Genomic DNA, 18501 nt, shown 5'->3' on the forward strand with positions numbered 1-18501 from the left:
CATGGACTCCCTCGTCGGCGCCGCCGATGCACGCACCCCAACGACGCCCCGCCCGCCCTTCGGGCGGACGACGGGGGTTTGAAGACGGACCCTAGCCGCCGTCGGCCGTCGCGCGGAAGGTGCGGCGGTAGGTGTCCGGGGGGACGCCGACCGTGCGGTGGAAGTGGCGGCGCAGGGTGGTGGCGGTGCCCATGCCGGTGGCGGCGGCGACGGTGTCGATGCCGCTGTCGGTGGTCTCCAGCAGCTCCTGGGCGCGGCGGATGCGCTGGATGTGCAGCCACTGCAGCGGGGTGGTGCCGGTGGTCGCCCGGAAGTGGCGGGTGAGGTGGCGGGAGCTGAGCCCGGCGCGGCGGGCCAGGTCCTCGACGGTGAGCGGCCGGTCGAGCCGTTCCATGATCCACGGGAACAACTCGGCGAGCGGGTGCTGCCGGTCCGGCGCGGGCACCGGGGTGGTGACGAACTGGGCCTGCCCGCCGTCGCGGTGCGGCGGCACCACCAGCCGGCGGGCGACCGCGTTGGCGACCGCCGAGCCGCGGTCCTGCCGCACCAGGTGCAGGCACAGGTCCATCGCGGCGGCCTTCCCCGCCGAGGTGAGCACCCGCCCGCCGTCCACGTAGAGCACGTCGGGGTCGACCTCGACCAGCGGGTGGCGCGCCGCCAGCTCGCCGGTGTGCGCCCAGTGCGTGGTGGCCCGCCGCCCGTCCAGCAGCCCGGCGGCGGCGAGCACGAACGCGCCGGTGCACAGCGACGCGACCCGCGCCCCGGCCTCGTACGCCGCGCGGACCGCGTCGACGAGGTCGGCGGGCGGAGCCACGTCCGGGTCGGCCCAGCCGGGGACGATCACGGTGTCCGCGCGGGCCAGCCGCTCCAGCCCGTGGTCCGGTTCCAGCCGGAACCGGCCCACCCGGACCGGGCCCGGCCCGCACAGCGCCAGCTCGTACCAGGGCCCCGGAACCGCCGCCGGCGGCGAGCCGAAGACCTCGGTGGCGAGCGAGAGTTCGAAGTGCAGCATCCCGTCGGTGACGGCGAGCGCGACAGTGGCGGCCATGTCCGGAATTGTACGAGGCGCGTCGTTCCGGACACTCGTCGGCCGGGTCGCCCGCCGGAAGGATGGAGGAACAGCCGGAGGACGGAAGGGACACGGAGATGGCAGCGAGCACGGCAGGGCAGGCAGTGACGGTGTTCGGCGCGTACGGGCACACCGGGCGCTTCGTGGTGGCGGAGCTGCTCGCCCGCGGGTACGTCCCGGTGCTGTCCGGCCGCGACGCGGACCGCCTGCACGCCCTGGCCGAGGAGCACGCGGGCCTGGACGTCCGGCCGGCCACGGTCGAGGACCCCGCCGCGCTCGACCGGGCGCTGGCCGGTGTGGCGGCCGTGGTCAACTGCGCCGGCCCGTTCGCCGCCACCACCGGCCCGGTGGTCGAGGCGGCCCTGCGCGCGGGCATCCCGTACGTCGACGTGGCCGCGGAGATCGAGGCGCTCGACGACACCTTCCGCCGCTTCGCGGACGCCGGGACGGTCGTGCTGCCGGGGATGGCCTTCTTCGGCGGCCTCGGCGACCTGCTCGCCACCGCCGCGCTCGACGGCCTGCCGGCCGCGGACGAGGTGCACATCGCGTACGGCCTGGACAGCTGGCACCCCACCGCCGGCACCCGCGCCGCCGGGGCCGTCTCCCGGGAGCGCCGCGCCGGCCGGAAGGTCCGCTTCACCGGCGGCCGGCTGGAGTACCACGACGCCGAACTCCCCACCCTGGAATGGCCGTTCCCCGAGCCGCTCGGCACCCGCGCGGTGGTCGGCGAGTTCACCATGGCGGACGTGGTCACCGTCTCCAGCCACCTGGACGTCCCCGAGGTGTGCACCTACATGGCCGTCGAGGCCGCACGCGAGGTGATCGCCCCCGACACCCCCGCACCGTCCGCCACCGACGACGACGGACGCTCCGCGCAGACCTTCCTGGTCGACGTCCTGGTCCGTGCGGGCGGCCGCGAGCGCCGGGCCGTCGCCCGCGGCCGCGACATCTACGCCGTCACCGCCCCGCTCGCCGTCGAGGCCCTCGACCGCATCCTCACCGGCCGCACCCGCACCACCGGCACCGCCTCCGCCGGCCGCCTCTTCGACGCCGCCGACTTCCTCACCGCCCTCACCGACCACCTGACCGTCGAGTACCCGGCCCCCACAACCTGAGCCGCGCGAACGGCAGCAGCCCCACGGCACCCGGCCGGCCGCGCCGAACTCCCGGACGGTCCGGCGACGCCGCTGGTGCCCCAAGGCGGGCCCGTCGGTCGCGCCGCTCCGCGGGAGCGTCGAGCCCGCGACTCCTCGCCCGCCCGGCCGCGCCGTCCGCGGGGCCTCACGGCCGCCGTCGGCCTCGGGGCGCCGCCCTTCCGGCGTCGCGGATCCGGAGGTGCCGGGCCGCGCAGCAGCTCCCGGCTCCGTGGCCGGGGTGCGGCCGGGTGCACCCCGCGGTGGCGCGTAGGGTGTCGGCATGACCGCAGCAGTTCTCGCGCCTCCGGCCCGCTAGGGCGAGGCGCCACCAGCAGCAGCGCTCCGGCGGACCCGTTCCGCCGCGCGCCGGCCGGTCGTGCCCGCGGACGGGAGACCACGACCACCTGCTGCTGACGGAGAACCATCCGTGTCGAACACCGCCGTACCGACCCTCACGACGGCCGCCCCCGCGGCCGACCACCCCACCCACCGGGTCCGCCGGGGCCTCGCCTGCCTGGCCGCCGCCGCAACGGCCTGGGGCACCACCGGCGCCGCCGTGGAGCTGGTCCACCGCTCCGCCGACCTCGGCCTGTCGGCCGTCTCGTTCTGGCGCTTCGTCAGCGGCCTCGCGCTGCTGCTCCTCGCCCGCGTGTTCCGCCGGGCCGACCGCCGCCCGGCCCACCGGGGCCCGGCCGAGCGCCACTCCACGGTCCGCCGCCGCGTCCTGCTGCTGACCGGGACCGGTCTGGGCCTGGCGGTGTTCCAGACCGCCTACTTCGCGGCCGTCCGGGACACCGGCCTCGCGGTGGGCACCGTCGTCACGCTCGGCGCGGCCCCGGTGCTCACGGCGGCCGGTGGCCGCGTGTTCCTCGGTGAGCGGGTCGGCCGCGGCGGCCTGCTGGGCATCGCGGGTGCGCTCGCGGGTCTGGCCGTGCTGGTGCTCGGCGACCGGCAGGGCGCCGTCCATCCGCTCGGTGCGGCGCTCGCGGTGCTCTCCGCCGCGGGGTACGCGGTGACCAACCTGCTGGGCCGCCGGTCGGGCCGGCAGGGCGCGGGGGAGGACCCGTCCACGCTGACGCTGTGGTCCTTCGCGATCGGCGCCGCGGTCCTGCTGCCGTTCGCCCTGGCGGAGGGTCCGCTGCCGCAGACCGCCCACCCGGTGCGGGTGCTGCTGCTGATGCTGTACGTCGCGGTCGTCACCACCGCGCTGGCCTACCCGCTGTACTTCGCCGGTGCGGCGGTGGTCCGGGCGGCGACGGCCTCGGTGGTGATGCTGGTGGAGCCGGTCGCCGCGGCGGTGCTCGCCGTCCTGCTGCTCGGCGAGCGGCTGACCGCGACCACCGTGCTCGGCACCGTCGTCCTGCTCGCGTCGGTCGCGGGGACGGCACTCACCGAGCCGGGCAGGGCCGGCCGGTAGCCGCCGGGCGGCGGCTCAGAAACGCACGGCCCCCGCGTACGGCATGACGTCCCAGGGGACGATCTCGACGTTCTTGCCGGTGCGCGGGGCGTGCAGCAGCTGGCCGTTGCCGATGTAGATGCCGACGTGGTGCAGGTCGTTGTAGTAGAAGACGAGGTCGCCGGGCTGGACCTGGTCGCGGGCGATCTTGCGGCCGGCCGCGTACTGGTCCTGGGAGACGCGCGGCAGCGACACGCCGCCGGCGGCGAAGGCCTTGAGGGTGAGGCCGGAGCAGTCGTACGAGTCGGGGCCGGTCGCGCCCCACCGGTACGGCTTGCCGAGCTGCGCGTACGCGAAGCCGAGGATGTCCTTGACCCGCCCGGTGGCCGGTCCGGTGTAGGCCTGGGGGCGGGCGGCGCCGCGGGACGCGGCCGGGGTGTCGTTGCCGAGCACCCGGGCGCGGTCGGCGGCCTTGAGCCCGGCGAGGATCCGTTCGACCTCGGCGAGCTTGGTCTTCACCTCGTCCTTGCGGCGGCCCGCTTCGGTGGCGGCGCGGTCGAGTTCGGCGAGCCGGCCGGTGGCCTCGGTGCGGTCGGCGTCCATCCGCAGCTGTTCGAGGCGGAGCCGGCGCAGCGCGTCGGCCTGCTGGGCGGTGAACCGTTCGGCGCTGCCGGCCCGGGCGAGGTAGTCGTCGGGGTCGCTGGAGAGCATGAGTTGGACGGTCGGGTCGATGCCGCCGCTGCGGTACTGGGCGGCGGCGAGGCCGCCGAGGCTCTCGCGCAGGCCGTTGATCCGCTCCTGCTGCTGGGCGATCCGGTCCTGCAGGCGGGCGGTGTCCTGCTGGAACCGCTGCTGCTGTTCGCGGGCCTTGTTGTACGCCTCGGTGGAGGCTTCGGCGTCCTCGTAGAGGGCGTCGACCTGGGCCTTCACCTGGTCCAGCGAGGGGGTGGGCTCGGCGTGCGCGGCGAGCGGCGAGGCGAGGGTCGCCGCGCCGGCGGCCGCCGTCACGACCACGACGCGAGCCCGGCCCGGTGCTTTCGCCCGACGGTGACTGCCCATTCCACGCTCCTCCGCTCGCCCACCCCAACAACGAAGGAACTTAGTAGTTCGTCCCCGTGGCTGGCAACCGGGGGTCCGCGTGGGGCTCAGTTCGCGGCCGGTCCGCAGGTCAGGAGGAAGGGGAGCAGCGGCACCGCCAGGGCCAGCGCGCCGGTCGCGCAGCGGGCCAGCGGATGCGGTGCGCGGGCGGGGGAGAGCAGCCGGCGGACCCGGGCGACGACCGGGGAGCCGGCCGCGCCGAGGCCCGCCCCGGGGGCGAGGCCCGCCGCGACGGTGCCGAGGGCGGCGGCGAGGTCGCGCCGCGCGTGGTGGCGGACCGCGCGGTCGTCGGCGGCCATCTCCAGCAGCGTCGCGGTCTGCTCCCGGCCGGCGGTGCCCAGCGGCAGCCCGGGGAAGGCCTCCGCGAACCCCTGGGCCGCCGCCTTCAGCAGGTGGTGACGGCCCGTCAGATGTGCTTGCTCGTGGGCCAGTACGGCGTGCAGCTGGGCCGGCGGCAGCTGCTCCAGTGCACCCCGGGTGAGGACGATCCGCCGGCGCCGGCCGGGCAGGCAGTACACCGCGGGCACCTGGTGGTCGAGGAGCAGCGCGGGGAGTCCGGCGGCCGGACGGGCGACCAGGTCGAGCACCGCGGCGTGCCGCCGCCGCTCCCGGCCCGCCCGGACCAGCACGGCCGCGACCCGCCCGAGCGGCCAGGCCGCCACCAGGGCCGGGGCCAGGGCGGCCGTCGACAGTCCGAGGTCGGTGAGGTGGGTCAGCCCGCAGGCGTGCAGCAGGCTGGGCAGCCCGGCGTGCCGGTGCTTCTCCGGTTCGACCAGGTGGTGGGCGGCGAGGGCCAGCGAGGTGACGAACGACAGCATCAGGCCGAGCCAGACCAGGACGGCCACGCCCGGTGCCCGCTGGGGCCAGTGCGCGCGTCGCAGCAGTCCGGGTGCGGCGAACCCCACGACCAGCGCGAACCCGACCAGCGCCTCGGTCCCGCTCACCGCGACCTGCCCGGTCCGCCGTCGGCCCCCGGCCCGTTGCCCGCCCCCGGTCCGCCGTCCGTGCTCGGTCCGCCGTCGCCCCCCGGCCCGCTGTCCGCGCCCGGCCCGTCGTCCGCCAGCAGCCGGCGGATCACCTCGGCCTCGTCCGCCGACACACCGCGGATGAAGTGCGCCAGCGCGGCCGAGCGGTCCTGGCTGGCGCCCAGCGCCTCCCGCATCAGGGCGGCGGTGTACGCCTCGCGGCTGCCGGTCGGCTCGTACAGCCAGGCGCGGCCCTGCTTCGCGCGGCGCAGCATGCCCTTGCCGTGCAGGATGTCCGCGACGGTCATCACCGTGGTGTACGCGACGGGACGGGTGCGGTTGATGTCGTCGACCACCTCGCGGACGGTCGCCGGCCGCTGCCAGGACCACAGGCGGTCCATGATCTCGGCCTCCAGCTCGCCCAAGCGCCGCACGGTTCCTCGCCCTTCTCCGTCCCGGGTGTGCCCGGCCATCGTAGACGCCCCGGCCCTGCGGAAATCCCTGTTGACATGCGGTCTACGATCGCCGGGACCGGCCTGCGGTGCCGGTGATCCACAACGGGAAAGCATCGGGGGCGGGCCATGGGTACGGCAGTCGGTTTGGTGGCAGGCATTGCGGCGGTGGTCGTGGTGGCCCTGCTGGTGGTCACGGTCCGGATCCACAACCGGCTGGTGAAGCTGCGCAACCAGACCCAGGCCTCCTGGGCGCAGATCGACGTGCAGCTCAAGCGCCGGCACGACCTGATCCCGAACCTGGTCGAGTCGACCCGTGCGTACGCCTCGCACGAGCGCGAGACCATCGAGGCGGTCACCGCCGCCCGCACCAAGGCGCTGGACACCGCCGCGACCGCCGGCACCGCCGAGCGGGCGTTCGCCGAGGACCTGCTCTCCGGCTCGCTCGGCCGCCTGCTGTCGCTCTCCGAGAGCTACCCCGAGCTGAAGGCGGACGACCGCTTCGCCCGGCTCCAGTCCGAGCTGACCTCGGCCGAGGACAAGATCGCGTACGCGCGGCAGTTCTACAACAGCGCCGTGCAGTCGTACAACACCGCGCTGGAGACCTTCCCGGCCAACCTGGTTGCCGGGCTCGGCACCCACCAGGTCCGCGAGTACTTCCGCACCGACGCGGCCGCCCACGGCCCGGCCGAGGTGCGCTTCGCACGAGCGCGCACCCCGCCGACCCGATCGTGAACCTCGCCTCGCCCCTGGCCCCCGACACCCTGCCGGGGCAGCTCGCGCTGGCCGCCGCCGTGGCCTTCGCCGCCTGGCTGCTGCTGTACGCCGGCGCGGTGGCCGCCACCCGCAACGGCACCGTCGTTCCCGCGCCCGCCGGCCAGGACCTCGGCCCGGACCCGGAGCCGCCGGCCGTGGTCAACCTGCTGGCCAACGGCTGGCGTTCGCTCGCCCAGGCCGCGCCCGCCACCCTGCTCGACCTCGCCGCCCGCGGCCTGGTCGAACTCCGCCAGCCGGGCAACGACCCCGCCGAGACCACCGTCCACCTCACCGCGCGGGCCGTCGAACAGGTCGACACGCTCACCCCGTACGAACGCCGGGTGCTGGCCCGGGCCGCCGAGGCGGCCGGTCCGGCCGGTGCGCCGATCGGGGCCATCGCCTTCCGCGAGACGCAGCAGGCGGCCGCCTGGAACCGGTCCCTGCGCCGTGAGGTCATCGCCGACAGCCGGGTCCGCGGACTCTCCCGGCCGCGGATCGGCGGCGCGCTGGGCAGCATCCTGTGGTTCTCCGCGTTCGTTCCCGCCGTCCCGGCCGCGCTCGCCGTGATCGTGGACGGCCACGCGGTCCGCGCCGCCGTGACGGTCGGCATCCTCTGCCTGCTGCCCACCATGGGCCTGCTGGCCCTGCTGCTCACCGAGCGCTCCACACCGGAGGGCCTGCGCCGGGCCGGCCACTGGGCGGGCCTGCGCGACTGGCTCGCCGGGCACGAGGAGTTCGCCCAGCTGCCGCCCGCCGCCGTCGCGGTGTGGGACCGCTACCCGGCGTACGGCACCGCGCTGGGCGTGGTCAGCCGGACCGCCCGGCTGCTCGGCTTCGACTCCGGCGACCGCCGCCGGGTCTGGTCCGACCACGGCGGCACCTGGCGGCCGGTCCGGATCTCCTACCCGCGGCTGCGGCCCGGCTTCGGCGGGACGCCCGCCCACCTGCTGCGGCTCGCCGGAACGGCCGCCGCGGTCGGTGCCGCGCTGCTGCTCTTCACCCTCCTCCGGCAGCCCGACTGGGTGTTGACCGGCGCCGCCGCCGAGGACGAACTCCGCCGCCCCGGGCTGGTCCTGGGCGCCGGCTGGGTGCTCGTCGGGCTGCTCGGCTTCGCCCTGCTCGGCCGGATCGGCAGGTGGACCCCGCTGGTTCTCTTCCTCTCGCTGATGCCCGGCGCGATGGCCCCGGTCGACGGCTGGTGGGCCGACACCGCGCTGCGCGGCGGCCCGGCGCCCGTCGAACTCGCGGTCGTCGTCGCCGCGTTCGCCCTCGCCGCGGTGCAACTGGTGTACGCCGTGCTGGCCCGGCGCGCCCCGGTCGCCGTCGACGGCGAGCTGCTGCGCGTCGAGTCCCGCCGCTCCAAGCACGCCCCGCGCCTGGTCGCCCTGGACGGGGGCGCCACCGACCGCACCACCGCCTGGGCACTGCCGCGCGACAGCGACGTCCGGGTGCCGGGCCCGGGCGCCAAGGTCCGGCTGAGCGTCAACCCCTGGACTCGGGTGATCACCGCCGTCGAGCCGCTGCCCGCCGGCGCGCCCGTACCGGGCCCGGCCGACCCCGGCCGGTCGGCCGTCCCCGCCTGAGCGGCGGCCGTTCCCGCCCGAGCGGCGGCCGCCCGCGGCCCGGTGCCCGCCTCCCGACCAGCGGTCAGGCCCGACCGGCGGTCAGGAGGCGAGCCCGGCCAGGCCCCGCTCGCTGAGGCCGATGAAGTGCTCCAGGCGGTGCCGGCGGGCCAGGGTCAGCGCCTGGGACCAGTACTGCCGGGCCGCCTCCGGGTCCCCGCCCTCGAAGTGGGTCCGGGCCAGCGTCTCCAGAGTGTCGGCGACGTTGCCGTGGCTGCCCAGCTCCCGCCGGATCTCCAGCGACTCGAGCAGCGGCGCCACGGCGTCCCGCGCCCGGCCCTGCGCCCGCAGCGTGTCGCCCAGGTTGTACAGCGCGAGGGACAGCTGCGAGCGCGAGTCGAGCCGCCGCCACTCGGCGATCGCCTCCCGGTACGACTGCTCGGCCCCCGGCAGGTCGCCCTGGCGGAAGCGCAGGTCGCCGAGGGACGCCAGCCGGGCGGCGTCCGGCTGCACGGCGAGCCGCTCCGCCAGCGCCATCGCCCGCGTCGCCCACTCCTGGGCCCGCTCGGTGTCGCCCGCCTGGTTGTAGGCGGCGGAGAGGTTGCTCATCACCGCCTTCTGCGCGGCGAGGTCGTCGATCGTCCGGAAGAAGCCGTACGCCTTCTCCAGGTGCTCGATGCACGGCTCGACCGCCCGGGTCAGGCCGTGCGCCACCCCGAGCCGACCGTGCAGCCACGCCTGGCCGGTCGGGTCGTCCGCCGCGGCGGCCGCCTCCAGCGCCTCGTACAGGCACTCGGCCCACTCGCCGTTCCACCAGTACGTCAGGCCGTAGCCGAAGAGCGCCGCCGCCAGCCGCCAGGACAGGTCCGGCCGGTCCAGCGCCGCCGCCCGCCGGACCGCGTCGCGGATCGCCGCCAGCTCCTCGCCGCACCATTCCAGCGCGGCCTCCTCGTCCGCGTACTCCGGCAGCTCGAACAGCTCCCAGTCCGCCGACACCCCCTCCACCGCCGGGATCGGCACGGCCAGCGGGGCGATCGCCAGGTTGGCCGCCGCCACCGCCGAGGTGTACCAGCCCAGCAGGCGCACCAGCGCCTCGGCGCGCGCCTGCTCCGGCTCCTCGGCCAGCACCCGCTCGGCCGCGAACTCGCCCAGCAGGTCGTGGAAGCGGTACCGCCCGGGAGCCGAGACGTCCAGCAGATGGGCGTCGACCAGGGTGTCCAGCACGTCCAGCGCGTCGTCCACCGGAGCCCCCAGCAGCGCCGCCACCGACTCCGCCGAGTGGTGGTGCGCCGGCCACAGTCCCAGCAGCCGGAACGCCCGGGCCGCCTCCTGCTCCAGCGGGCGCCCGCCCGCCAGCAGCGAGGTGTAGCTGAACGAGAACGCCTCCCGGACCGCCAGATGGTCCACGGCCAGCGCCTGCAGACGGTCCGTCCGGTTCAGCCGCCGGGCCAGCTCCGACAGCCGCCAGTTTGGCCGGTGGGCCAGCCGGCTGCCCGCGATCCGCAGCGCCAGCGGCAGACCGGCGCACGCCGCCATCACCTGCCCGGCCGCCACCGGGTCCGCCGCCACCCGGTCCGCGCCGCACATCGCGGCCAGCAGCGCGCGCTGCTCCGGCGCGCTGAGCGGGCCGAGCGGGATCCGGGTCGAGCACTGCACCCCGGACAGCTTGTGGCGGCTCGTCACCACCACCGCCGACCGGCCGCTCCCCGGCAGCAGCGGGGCCACCTGCCGGCCGTCCCGGGCGTTGTCCAGCACCACCAGGACCCGCCGCTCGGCCAACAGCGACCGGTACAGGGCGGCCCGGTCGTCGGTGTCCTTCGGCAGCGCCTCGCCGGCGACCCCCAGATCGGCCAGGAACCGGCCGAGCAGGTCGTGCGGGGTCCGCGCCTCGGAGACGCCGAAGCCGCGCAGGTCCGCGTAGAGCCGGCCGTCCGGGAAGTCCTCGGCGACCGCGTGCGCGCCGTGCAGCACCAGGGACGTCTTGCCGACCCCGCCCATCCCCGTCACCAGCACCACCCGCGCGGGCCCGCCCGGCTCCCCGGGCCGCAGGTACAGCGCCAGCGCGTCCAGCTCACCCTGCCGCCCGGTGAAGTCCCCGGGCGCCACCGGCAACTGCGACGGCGTCACGACCGTCGCGGCCGCACCGCCGTCGGCCGCCGGCCCGTCGGCGGTCGTGCCGTCAGCAGGCGTGCCGTCCACCCCTTGCCCGCCCGCCTGCGGTCGGGGCTCGTCCGCGAGGATCTCCCGGTGCGTCAGCCGGATCGCCGTACCCGGCTCCAGGCCCAGCTCCTCCACCAGCGTCCCGCGTAGCGTCCGGTACACCGCGAGCGCGTCCGCCCGCCGGCCGCCGTGCCACAGCGCGAGCATCAGCTGCCGGTGGAAGGACTCGCGCAGCGGGTGCTCGGCCGTCAGCAGGGCCAGCTCGGCCGCCAGGCCGTGGTGCCGGCCGAGCGCCAGCTCGGCGTCGAAGCGCCACTCCAGCGCCTGCAGCCGCAGTTCCGCGAGGCGCGCCGCCTCGGCCGGCTCGGCCGCCGCCGAGTCCTCCGGCGGCCCGCCGCGCCAGAGCTCCAGCGCCGCGGCCGTCTCCAGTGCGACCGCCGCCCACTCCTGCCCGGTGTGTGCCGCCCGGGCCCGCCCCAGGTGCCCCGCGAAGACGGCGCTGTCCAACTCGCCGTCCTCGACCCGCAGTCGGTACCCGCCGCCGGTCGCCGCGAGCCGGTCCTCCAGCCGCGGCCCGAGCGCCCGCCGCAGCCGGCCGACGTGGTTGTGCAGCGACGCCGCCGCGGTGCGCGGCGGCCGCTCGCCCCAGACCAGGGCGAGCAGCGCGTCCGCGGTGACGGCCCGGTCGGCGTTGAGCAGCAGGTGGGTGAGGAGAAGCCGGTGGGTGGGACTGGTGATCGGGCGCGGCTCCCTGCCGTCATGGACGGTCAGCGGGCCGAGCACTCCGAACGTGATGGGCATGGGCTCCCCAGCTCGGGACGGTCTGTTAGGCGCATGTTAGTTCGCTGTGTCCGGCGTCCCGCAGGCTGGTCCCAGGTCGCCGGTCGAACCCTTGCCGGCCCGTCGGACCATGGGAGGAACACCGATGAACCGCCGTACGTCCGCCCCGCAGAAGCCCACCCGCGACACCGCCTGGAACTGACGGGCCGTAGACCAGCGCTCCATCCGTCTCCCTCCGTCCGCCGGCGGAGGGGCACCACGACACCGCACGGGCCTGTCAGGGGGCGGCCCGTGCGGTGCTTCGTTTTTCTCCCGCAGTCACCCGTCTCCCGGCAGGTCCGGACACTAGGCTCGGACCCGGGGCCTGAGGGGGCGTCGGGCCCCGGGGGAGGGGTGGTGGACCGGAGCGGGAGACTGGTCGTCAGCTATGCGGGCGTGGACCGCATGTGGGCCGAGTGGGCCGGCTGGCAGCTGGAGCATGCCGGGTACCCGGTCGAGCTGGTGGTCTGCGAGTGGTCGACCGGCGCGGGGTTCCTCCGGCGGATGGAGGAGGCGCTGGAGCGGGCCGAGGCCGTCGTGGCGCTGCTCTCGCCCGCCTACCTCGACCGGCCGCGGTGGAGGACAGAGGAGTGGGAGTCCCTCGTGCTCCCGGGCGGCGCACTGCTCCCGCTCGCGGTCCAACCGGTCACCGACGTGCCCGCCCTGTTCGCCGGCCGGCCCCGCCGGGCGCTGTACGACACGGGCGAGGCGGACGCCCTCGCCGTCCTGCTGGACGCGGTCAGGGGCCCGGCCCGGCCCACCGCGGCGCCCGCCTTCCCCGGCGTCGAGCCGGCGGCGGCGCCCGACCGGGAGCACCCGGGCGCCGACCCGGACCCCCCGTCCGCGGTGATCAACCTGCCCCTGCGGAATCGGGCCTTCACCGGCCGGGAGGGCACGCTCGACGAGATCCGGACCCGCCTCCTGCACAGCCGGAGGGAAGCCGTCGTGCTGCACGGCACCGGCGGTGTCGGCAAGACGCAGCTGGCACTCGAGTACGCGCACCGTTTCGCCGGCCAGTACGACGTGGTGTGGTGGGTCTCGGCCGACCCCGCCTCGCTCATCACCCGGCAGTACGCCGAACTCGCCCACTACCTCGACCTCTCGCCACCCGGGGCGGGCATCGACCGCAACGCCCGGGCCCTCCTGGAGGACCTGCGCTTCCGGCGCCGGTGGCTCGTGGTGCTGGACAACGCGCAGGACCTGCCCTCGCTCGCCCGCTGGATCCCCGAGGGCCCGGGCCATGTGCTGATCACCTCTCCCACCCCGGAGTGGCGCGACCGCGCCCACCCCGTCGCGGTCGGTTCCTTCAGCCGCGCGGAGTCGGTGGCCTTCCTCCGCGCCCGGACCGACGGCCTGACGCGGACGGACGCCGAGGCCGTCGCGGCGCTGACGGCCGACCTGCCGCTGGCACTCGAACTCGCGGCCACCAGGATGGCGTCCGCCGGCATGGCCACCGGCCACTACGCCGGTCTCCTAGAGGACTTCGCCGGGTCGTCCCTGCTCCGCCCCGGCAGTCCGCGTGCCGACGACGCCCTGACCGTCGGCCTCGACCAGGCGCTCGACCAACTCGAGGACGTTCCCGCCCTCGCCGGCCTGCTGCGCTGCTGCGCCCAGCTGGGGCCGGCACCCGTGCCGTTCGCCTGGCTCCGCGAGAGCCACGGCGGGCTGAGCTTCACGATCCGACCGGAGGCGGTCGACGAGCTCCTGGCGGGGGTGTCGGAGAGCTCGCTGTTCCGCAGGGAGGCCGACGCCTTCACCTTCCACCAGCTCCTCCTGGTGGCCATCCGGGAGCGGACCGGCCCCGACGGTACTGCTGCCGCCCGCGCCGACGCGGCGGCGCTGCTCGCGGGTGCCCGACCCGGACCGCCGGACGACCCGGCGAGCTGGCCGGCCTGGGCGGAGCTGGCCGTCCACCTCACCGTGCCCCGGGTCAGCGCCCTCGCCGACCGGCACCCCGAACTGCGCCGCACCCTGCTGGCCTGCTGCCGCTACCTGCTGCGCAGCACCGGCGCCGGGCCGGCCCGCGCGCTGGCCGGCTCGCTGCGCCAGGCGTGGCACGAGGTGCTGGGCCCGGAACACCCCGATGTGCTGGCGGTCGAACGCCTCCTCACCGAGACGGTGGTCGACCTCGGAGCCCTGACGGCGTACGTGGAGCGGCACTACGCGCCGACCGCGCGGGAGCTGCTGCGGCGGGCGGCGGACGGCGGGCGCCGGGTCGGCCCTGCGGACCTCGCGCGGGTACCGGCGCCCGCCGACGACCTCGCACGGGCCGAGTGGACGGTGGAGACCGCCGACCGCCACCTCTCCACCGCGGCGGTCGCCGCCGAGCTCGGCCGCGACCCGGACGCCCGGCGCCACCGCTTCCTCGGGCAGCTCGCCCTCGCGCTGGTGATGCGCGGACGCAGCGCCGAGTCCTCCCGGGACCTGTGCCTCGGGGCGCTGGAGAGCCTGGACCCGGGCGACCGGAGTGTGCAGGACATCCGGCTCGCCGTCCTGGTCCACCTCGGCGCCGACCCGGCGCAGTACGACGACGCCGGGTTCGCCCGGTGCCTGCGCCGGGCGGGGCAGGAGGCCGGCTCGGCCTTCCCCGAGCTGCTGCTGCCACTGCTCGCCGCCGGTGACACGGTGGCCGGGCCGGTCCTCGCGGCACTGCGCGAGGACCCGGGGCTCGCCGAGTCCGCCGCCGCCCGGTGGGGTACGGGCGGTCCCGACGGCCTGCGCCCGGTCGGTGTCGCCGCCGCGGTGGAGCGGTGGCGTACCGAGCGCCGCAGGTTCGCGCACCGGCTCGACGTCCTCACCCGCCTGCGGTTGGAGGACGACACGCTGCGCGACGCGGAGGACGAGCTGGCGCACTCCCGGCCGACCGCGTCCCCGGTCCTGGAACTGGACGAGCTGGCCGTGGCCGTCGGCGCGTTGCGGGCCTCGCTGCGGGTGTGGGGCTTCGAACCGCAGGACCGCGCGCTGCGCTCGGCGGCCCGCAGCGCCGCGCTGGTCCGGGCGGGCGTCCGGGCGGCGCCGACGGCGCTGGCGGTGGAGTTGGTGGTGCCCGCCGCCGAACGGATCGAGCTGCTGGTCCGCGAGGCCCGCCGGACGCTGGAGCGCCGGCACCCGCCCAGGCCGGCGGTCGCCTCGGCGCTGCCCGCGGCCCGGTACCGGCCGGGGACGGTGACGCTTCCGGTCGAGGTGGGCAACGCCGAGGGCAGCGCGCCGGTCGAGTCGGCCTGGCTGTCGGTCAGGCCCCTCTCCCCGCTCCTCGTCGCCCGGAGCACGCGGGTCGAGCTTCCGGCGCCCGTGCCCGGCGGCGGCTCCCGACCCGTCCTGGTCCACCTCGACCTGCGGGGGAGCCCCCCGGGGGCCGTCGACGCGGAGGTCACCCTGCACCACCGGCAGCGGCAGAGCGAGGAGGAGGCCGTCCTGAGCACCCGTCTGACCGTGCCGGTCGACGTGGACTTCGAGCCCGTGGACAATCCGTTCCACTCGGGGGCGCTGGGCCGCCCGGTGGACGACCCGCGGATGTTCTTCGGCCGGGCCGAACTGACCGGCCGGGTCCGCGCTGCGCTGCGTTCCGCCTCCTCCCCGGGGGTGGGCGTGGCGATCTTCGGGCAGAAGCGCACCGGCAAGTCGTCCATTCGGCTCCAGCTGATCCGCGAGCTGGAGGAGCGCGACGGTCTGCCGGTGGTGGACGTGGGCAACCTCGGCGAGCTGGCGCCGCAGCGGGCCGAGGGCACGGACCGGCGGCTGATCGGCGCGCTGCTGTGGCGGATCCTCTCCGGTGCGGACCGGACCGCCGGGTCGGGGCCCCGGCTGCTCCCGCCGGGCTTCGACCGGCAGACGCTGCTGGCCGGCCCGGATCCGGTCCTGGACTGCGCCCGGCTGTTCGAGCGGTACCGGGAGTCGCACCCGGGCCGGCCGCCGTGGGTGGTGTTCATCGACGAGTTCCAGTACCTGGACCAGTGGATCCGGGACGGCCTGGTGTCGGCGTCGCTGATGCAGGCGTTCAAGGCGCTGGTCGAGCGGCGGATCTTCCACCTGGTGCTGGTCGGCCAGTCCGACCTGGAGCGGTTGGTGCAGGCCGACCCCAATGCCTTCGGCGTCTTCGCGACGGAACGGGTCAGCTACCTCGCCGACCGGGACGCCCGGTCGCTGGTCCAGGAGCCGGTGCTGCGGCACACCCCCGTGGGGCAGGTCAGCCGCTTCCACGGCGGCGCGGTCGACGAGATCCTCCGGCTCAGCGGCGGGAACCCGTTCTACATCCAGCGGTTCTGCTCCGCACTGGTCGACCACATGAACCACGAGCGGGCCGCCGCTGTGACGGTCGCCGACGTCGAGCAGGTCGCCGACCGCTTCCTGGACGACCTGAAGGGCAACGACTTCGACAACCTGGAGTCCCCCTGGGCGGCGGACTCGGGCACCACCCACGGTGCGGTCCGTGCGGCGGCGCTCGCGGTCGCACGGGCGTCGTCCCACGGCGGTGCGGCACGGCGGCGCGAGGTCGAGCGCTGCCACGACGGCGAGCTCCCCGAGGGCCTGCTCGACGAGTTGGCGGCCCGTCAGGTCCTGCGGTCGACCCCGGACGGCTACCGGATCGTCGTGGGTCTCTACGAGGCCTGGCTGCGGCGGAACTTCGGAACACCCGAGAGGTCATCGTGACGTACGACGAGAACCCGTACCGCCAGGTCGGCCAGCCGGCGAGCGGGGAACGGTACGTGGAACGACCGGAGTTGACGGCGCGGATCACCGCCGTCTGGCGGTCGCCGGGTCGCCCCGGCAACCTCAGCGTGTCCGGTCACCGCCGGGTCGGCAAGACCAGCCTGGTCGACCACGCGCTGGGCCTGAACGACCGGGACGACCTCGGCATCGTCCGGTTCGACGTGGGCCGGTTCACCTCGGCCCTGGACCTCTTCCGCGCCGTCACCCGGGAGGTGGCCGGACACTTCGCCGACAGCGCGGAGCTCGCCCGGCTCTCCGCCGCGGTGCGGGAGGCCCCGGAGTGGTACGACCTCTACGAGGCGGTGACCGACTTCTTCGACGAACTGCGCCGGCAGGACCGCTGGGCGCTGATCGTGCTGGACGAGTTCGACCGCGCGCCGCGGTGCCTGCCCGAACTGTCGACCTATCAGTTCCTGCGCGCGCTGGCGAGCGAGCCCCGCCACCCGGTGGGGCTGGTGACGGTCTCCCGCCGGCCGATCGTCGAGATCGAGATCGACGCCGCCGGCGGCTCGCTGCTCGACGGGGTGATGGCCCAGCGCTGCCACGTCGGGCTGTTCCAGGACGGGGAGTCGGCGCAGCTCCTGGAGCGGGCGTCGGCCGTCGGCGTGGACCTGGCGGCGGTCGGGCCGGAGCTCCTCGCGTACACCGGGAACCACCCGTACCTGCTGGAGCTGCTCTGCGACCGGGTGGTCCAGTACTACCTGGAGAGCGGGACGCTGGACGTCGCCTCGGCGTACGAGCAGCAGGCCCCGCTGTTCCAGGCCTACTTCGAGCGCCTGGTGCAGGCCGTCGACCTGGACACCTCCGGGGCAGGGCCGGAGGCGCTCAGGGGTATCGCCGCCGGCACGGCCGCGCCGGTGCCGCCGACGGTCCTCCGGCAGCTGACGGACAAGGGGATCGTCCTGCGCGACGGCGACGGCGGGCTCGCGCTGTTCTCGTCGGAGTTCGCACGCCACGTGCTGGGACCGGACGGCGGCCCGGTGTCGGCGGCGGCCGGATCCGCGTACCGGTGCACCGCCCTGGTGCTGGCCACCGAATGGAACTCCGCGCACGGCGGGCTGAGCACCTTCAACCGGCGGCTGTGCCTCGCGCTGGCGGCGCAGCGGGTCCAGGTCTTCTGCCTGGTGCTGGAGGCGGGCGCGGAGGACGTCGCCGAGGCGGCGGCCGGTGGCGTCACCGTGCTGTGCGCCCCGGCGCGCGAGGGCGTTCCGGAGTTCTCCCGGCTCCTGTGGCCGCCGCAGCTCCCCAACGGCGTGGCGCCCGACCTGGTGATCGGCCATGGGCGCGTCACCGGGCCGATCGCCCGGATGCTGGCCGAGGACCGGTTCCCCGGCGCGCGGAAGCTCCACTTCGTCCACACGGCGCCGGACGAGATCGAGTGGCACAAGTCGGACCGGGGCGACGACGCCGCCGAGAGCGCCGAGGCCCGGACCGGGATCGAGCTCGCACTCGGCCGGGCCGCCGACCGGCTGGTCGCCGTCGGTCCCCGGCTGCACGGCCGGTTCCTCGGCTACCTGTCCCGTCACGACGACCGGGAGCCGCTCCGGTTCGATCCCGGGTTCGACGTCGACGACCGGCGGCCGCGCAGGGTGCCCAGGGGGACGCCCGTCACCGTCCTGCTGATGGGGCGGACGGACGAGGCCGTGCTCAAGGGCGTGGACCTGGCCGCCCGGGCCGGCGGCATCGTGGCGGGGTGGCGGTACGCGGCGAACCTCGGGTCGGTCGAACTGGTGGTCCGGGGCGTCCCCGAGAGCCGGACCGCGGAGCAGCGCGACCGGATCAGGGCGTGGGCGGGCAACGACCGCCTCGGGGTCGTCCCCCGGACGTTCACCACGGACGCCCAGCGGCTCGGTGACGACCTGCTCCGGGCGAGCCTGCTCGTCATGCCGTCCCGGGCCGAGGGCTTCGGGCTGGTCGCCCTGGAGGCGATCGTCGCCGGCACCCCCGTCCTGGTCAGCGAGAACAGCGGGATCGGCGAACTGCTCCGGGGCGTGCTCGGCACCGAACGGGCCGGGAACTGGGTGGTGCCGATGTCGGGCGACTTCGACCAGGACGCGGAGACCTGGGCCAGGTCGATCGACCGGGTCCTGCGCTCCGACGAGCAGGAGTTCGCCCGGGCCCAGGAGCTGCGCGAGGAGCTCGCCCGCACCCTGCCGTGGTCCCGCTCCACCGAGGTCCTGCTGGCCGCCGTAGGCCTCTGACCCCGGGGCGCGGCCGGGAAACGCAGAAGGACCCCGGCTCCGCCGGGGTCCTTCGTTGGTGTCCGAGGGGGGACTTGAACCCCCACGCCCGATAAAGGGCACTAGCACCTCAAGCTAGCGCGTCTGCCATTCCGCCACCCGGACCGGGTGTCCGCCTCGGGGCTTTCTTCCGTCTTC

General features: G+C 76.0%; 10 protein-coding genes, 1 tRNA gene and 1 pseudogene. 6 read left to right on the forward strand and 6 right to left on the reverse strand.

What is annotated here, in order from left to right; all coding sequences use genetic code 11:
* Positions 1-91: 91 nt before the first annotated feature.
* Positions 92-1048, reverse strand: coding sequence for a helix-turn-helix domain-containing protein (locus ACGFX4_RS26500; protein ID WP_393079128.1), 957 nt, complete (start codon positions 1046-1048; stop codon positions 92-94).
* Between the two features lie 98 nt (positions 1049-1146).
* Here ACGFX4_RS26500 and ACGFX4_RS26505 point away from each other — a divergent pair, with 98 nt between their 5' ends.
* Both ACGFX4_RS26505 and ACGFX4_RS26510 read left to right on the forward strand, forming a co-directional pair.
* The gene (locus ACGFX4_RS26505) at positions 1147-2184 is read left to right on the forward strand and encodes a saccharopine dehydrogenase NADP-binding domain-containing protein (protein ID WP_393079131.1); all 1038 of its coding nucleotides are present in this window, start codon (positions 1147-1149) and stop codon (positions 2182-2184) included.
* Between the two features lie 535 nt (positions 2185-2719).
* The gene (locus tag ACGFX4_RS26510; RefSeq protein ID WP_393079380.1) at positions 2720-3622 is read left to right on the forward strand and encodes a DMT family transporter; all 903 of its coding nucleotides are present in this window, start codon (positions 2720-2722) and stop codon (positions 3620-3622) included.
* Between the two features lie 15 nt (positions 3623-3637).
* On the opposite strand, the gene ACGFX4_RS26515 is transcribed toward ACGFX4_RS26510, so the two are convergent.
* The 3 genes and pseudogenes from ACGFX4_RS26515 to ACGFX4_RS26525 all read right to left on the reverse strand — a co-directional run.
* Complete coding sequence (locus ACGFX4_RS26515; RefSeq protein WP_393079134.1) at positions 3638-4660, reverse strand: NlpC/P60 family protein; 1023 nt, start codon at positions 4658-4660, stop codon at positions 3638-3640.
* 86 nt (positions 4661-4746) lie between these two features.
* Positions 4747-5643, reverse strand: a complete 897-nt coding sequence (locus ACGFX4_RS26520; protein ID WP_393079136.1) for a M56 family metallopeptidase — start codon at positions 5641-5643, stop codon at positions 4747-4749.
* A 163-nt stretch (positions 5644-5806) separates the two neighbouring features.
* Positions 5807-6098, reverse strand: a pseudogene (locus ACGFX4_RS26525) (BlaI/MecI/CopY family transcriptional regulator); the annotation flags it as partial.
* Between the two features lie 168 nt (positions 6099-6266).
* On the opposite strand from ACGFX4_RS26525, the gene ACGFX4_RS26530 reads away from it, so the two are divergent.
* Positions 6267-6851: a LemA family protein gene (locus tag ACGFX4_RS26530; protein ID WP_393079138.1), complete on the forward strand. Its 585-nt coding sequence runs from the start codon at positions 6267-6269 to the stop codon at positions 6849-6851.
* The gene (locus ACGFX4_RS26535; protein WP_393079141.1) at positions 6848-8455 is read left to right on the forward strand and encodes a DUF2207 family protein; all 1608 of its coding nucleotides are present in this window, start codon (positions 6848-6850) and stop codon (positions 8453-8455) included. The genes ACGFX4_RS26530 and ACGFX4_RS26535 overlap by 4 nt, the downstream gene beginning before the upstream one ends.
* An 81-nt stretch (positions 8456-8536) precedes the next feature.
* Here ACGFX4_RS26535 and ACGFX4_RS26540 read toward each other — a convergent pair whose 3' ends face one another.
* Positions 8537-11395 carry a BTAD domain-containing putative transcriptional regulator gene (locus ACGFX4_RS26540; RefSeq protein WP_393079144.1) on the reverse strand — a complete coding sequence of 953 codons (2859 nt, stop codon included), beginning with the start codon at positions 11393-11395 and terminating at the stop codon, positions 8537-8539.
* 33 nt (positions 11396-11428) lie between these two features.
* Here ACGFX4_RS26540 and fxsT point away from each other — a divergent pair, with 33 nt between their 5' ends.
* Both fxsT and ACGFX4_RS26550 read left to right on the forward strand, forming a co-directional pair.
* Positions 11429-16063, forward strand: a complete 4635-nt coding sequence (gene fxsT, locus ACGFX4_RS26545) for an FxSxx-COOH system tetratricopeptide repeat protein (RefSeq protein WP_393079147.1) — start codon at positions 11429-11431, stop codon at positions 16061-16063.
* Positions 16060-18324 carry a glycosyltransferase gene (locus tag ACGFX4_RS26550; RefSeq protein WP_393079148.1) on the forward strand — a complete coding sequence of 755 codons (2265 nt, stop codon included), beginning with the start codon at positions 16060-16062 and terminating at the stop codon, positions 18322-18324. Before fxsT ends, ACGFX4_RS26550 begins: the two co-directional genes overlap by 4 nt.
* Before the next feature lie 56 nt (positions 18325-18380).
* Here the strand turns inward: ACGFX4_RS26550 and ACGFX4_RS26555 are convergent.
* Positions 18381-18468 (reverse strand) — tRNA-Leu (locus ACGFX4_RS26555).
* Positions 18469-18501: the final 33 nt, after the last annotated feature.

This window comes from Kitasatospora sp. NPDC048365, assembly GCF_043200835.1.
Classification (GTDB): Bacteria; Actinomycetota; Actinomycetes; order Streptomycetales; family Streptomycetaceae; genus Kitasatospora; species Kitasatospora terrestris.

Bases quoted from the DNA above. Each gene is read 5' to 3' on its own strand.
- ACGFX4_RS26500 (WP_393079128.1), bottom strand. From the start codon at position 1,048: ATGGCCGCCACTGTCGCGCTCGCCGTCACCGACGGGATGCTGCACTTC.
- ACGFX4_RS26505 (WP_393079131.1), top strand. From the start codon at position 1,147: ATGGCAGCGAGCACGGCAGGGCAGGCAGTGACGGTGTTCGGCGCGTAC.
- ACGFX4_RS26515 (WP_393079134.1), bottom strand. From the start codon at position 4,660: ATGGGCAGTCACCGTCGGGCGAAAGCACCGGGCCGGGCTCGCGTCGTG.
- ACGFX4_RS26540 (WP_393079144.1), bottom strand. From the start codon at position 11,395: ATGCCCATCACGTTCGGAGTGCTCGGCCCGCTGACCGTCCATGACGGC.
- fxsT (WP_393079147.1), top strand. From the start codon at position 11,429: ATGTTAGTTCGCTGTGTCCGGCGTCCCGCAGGCTGGTCCCAGGTCGCC.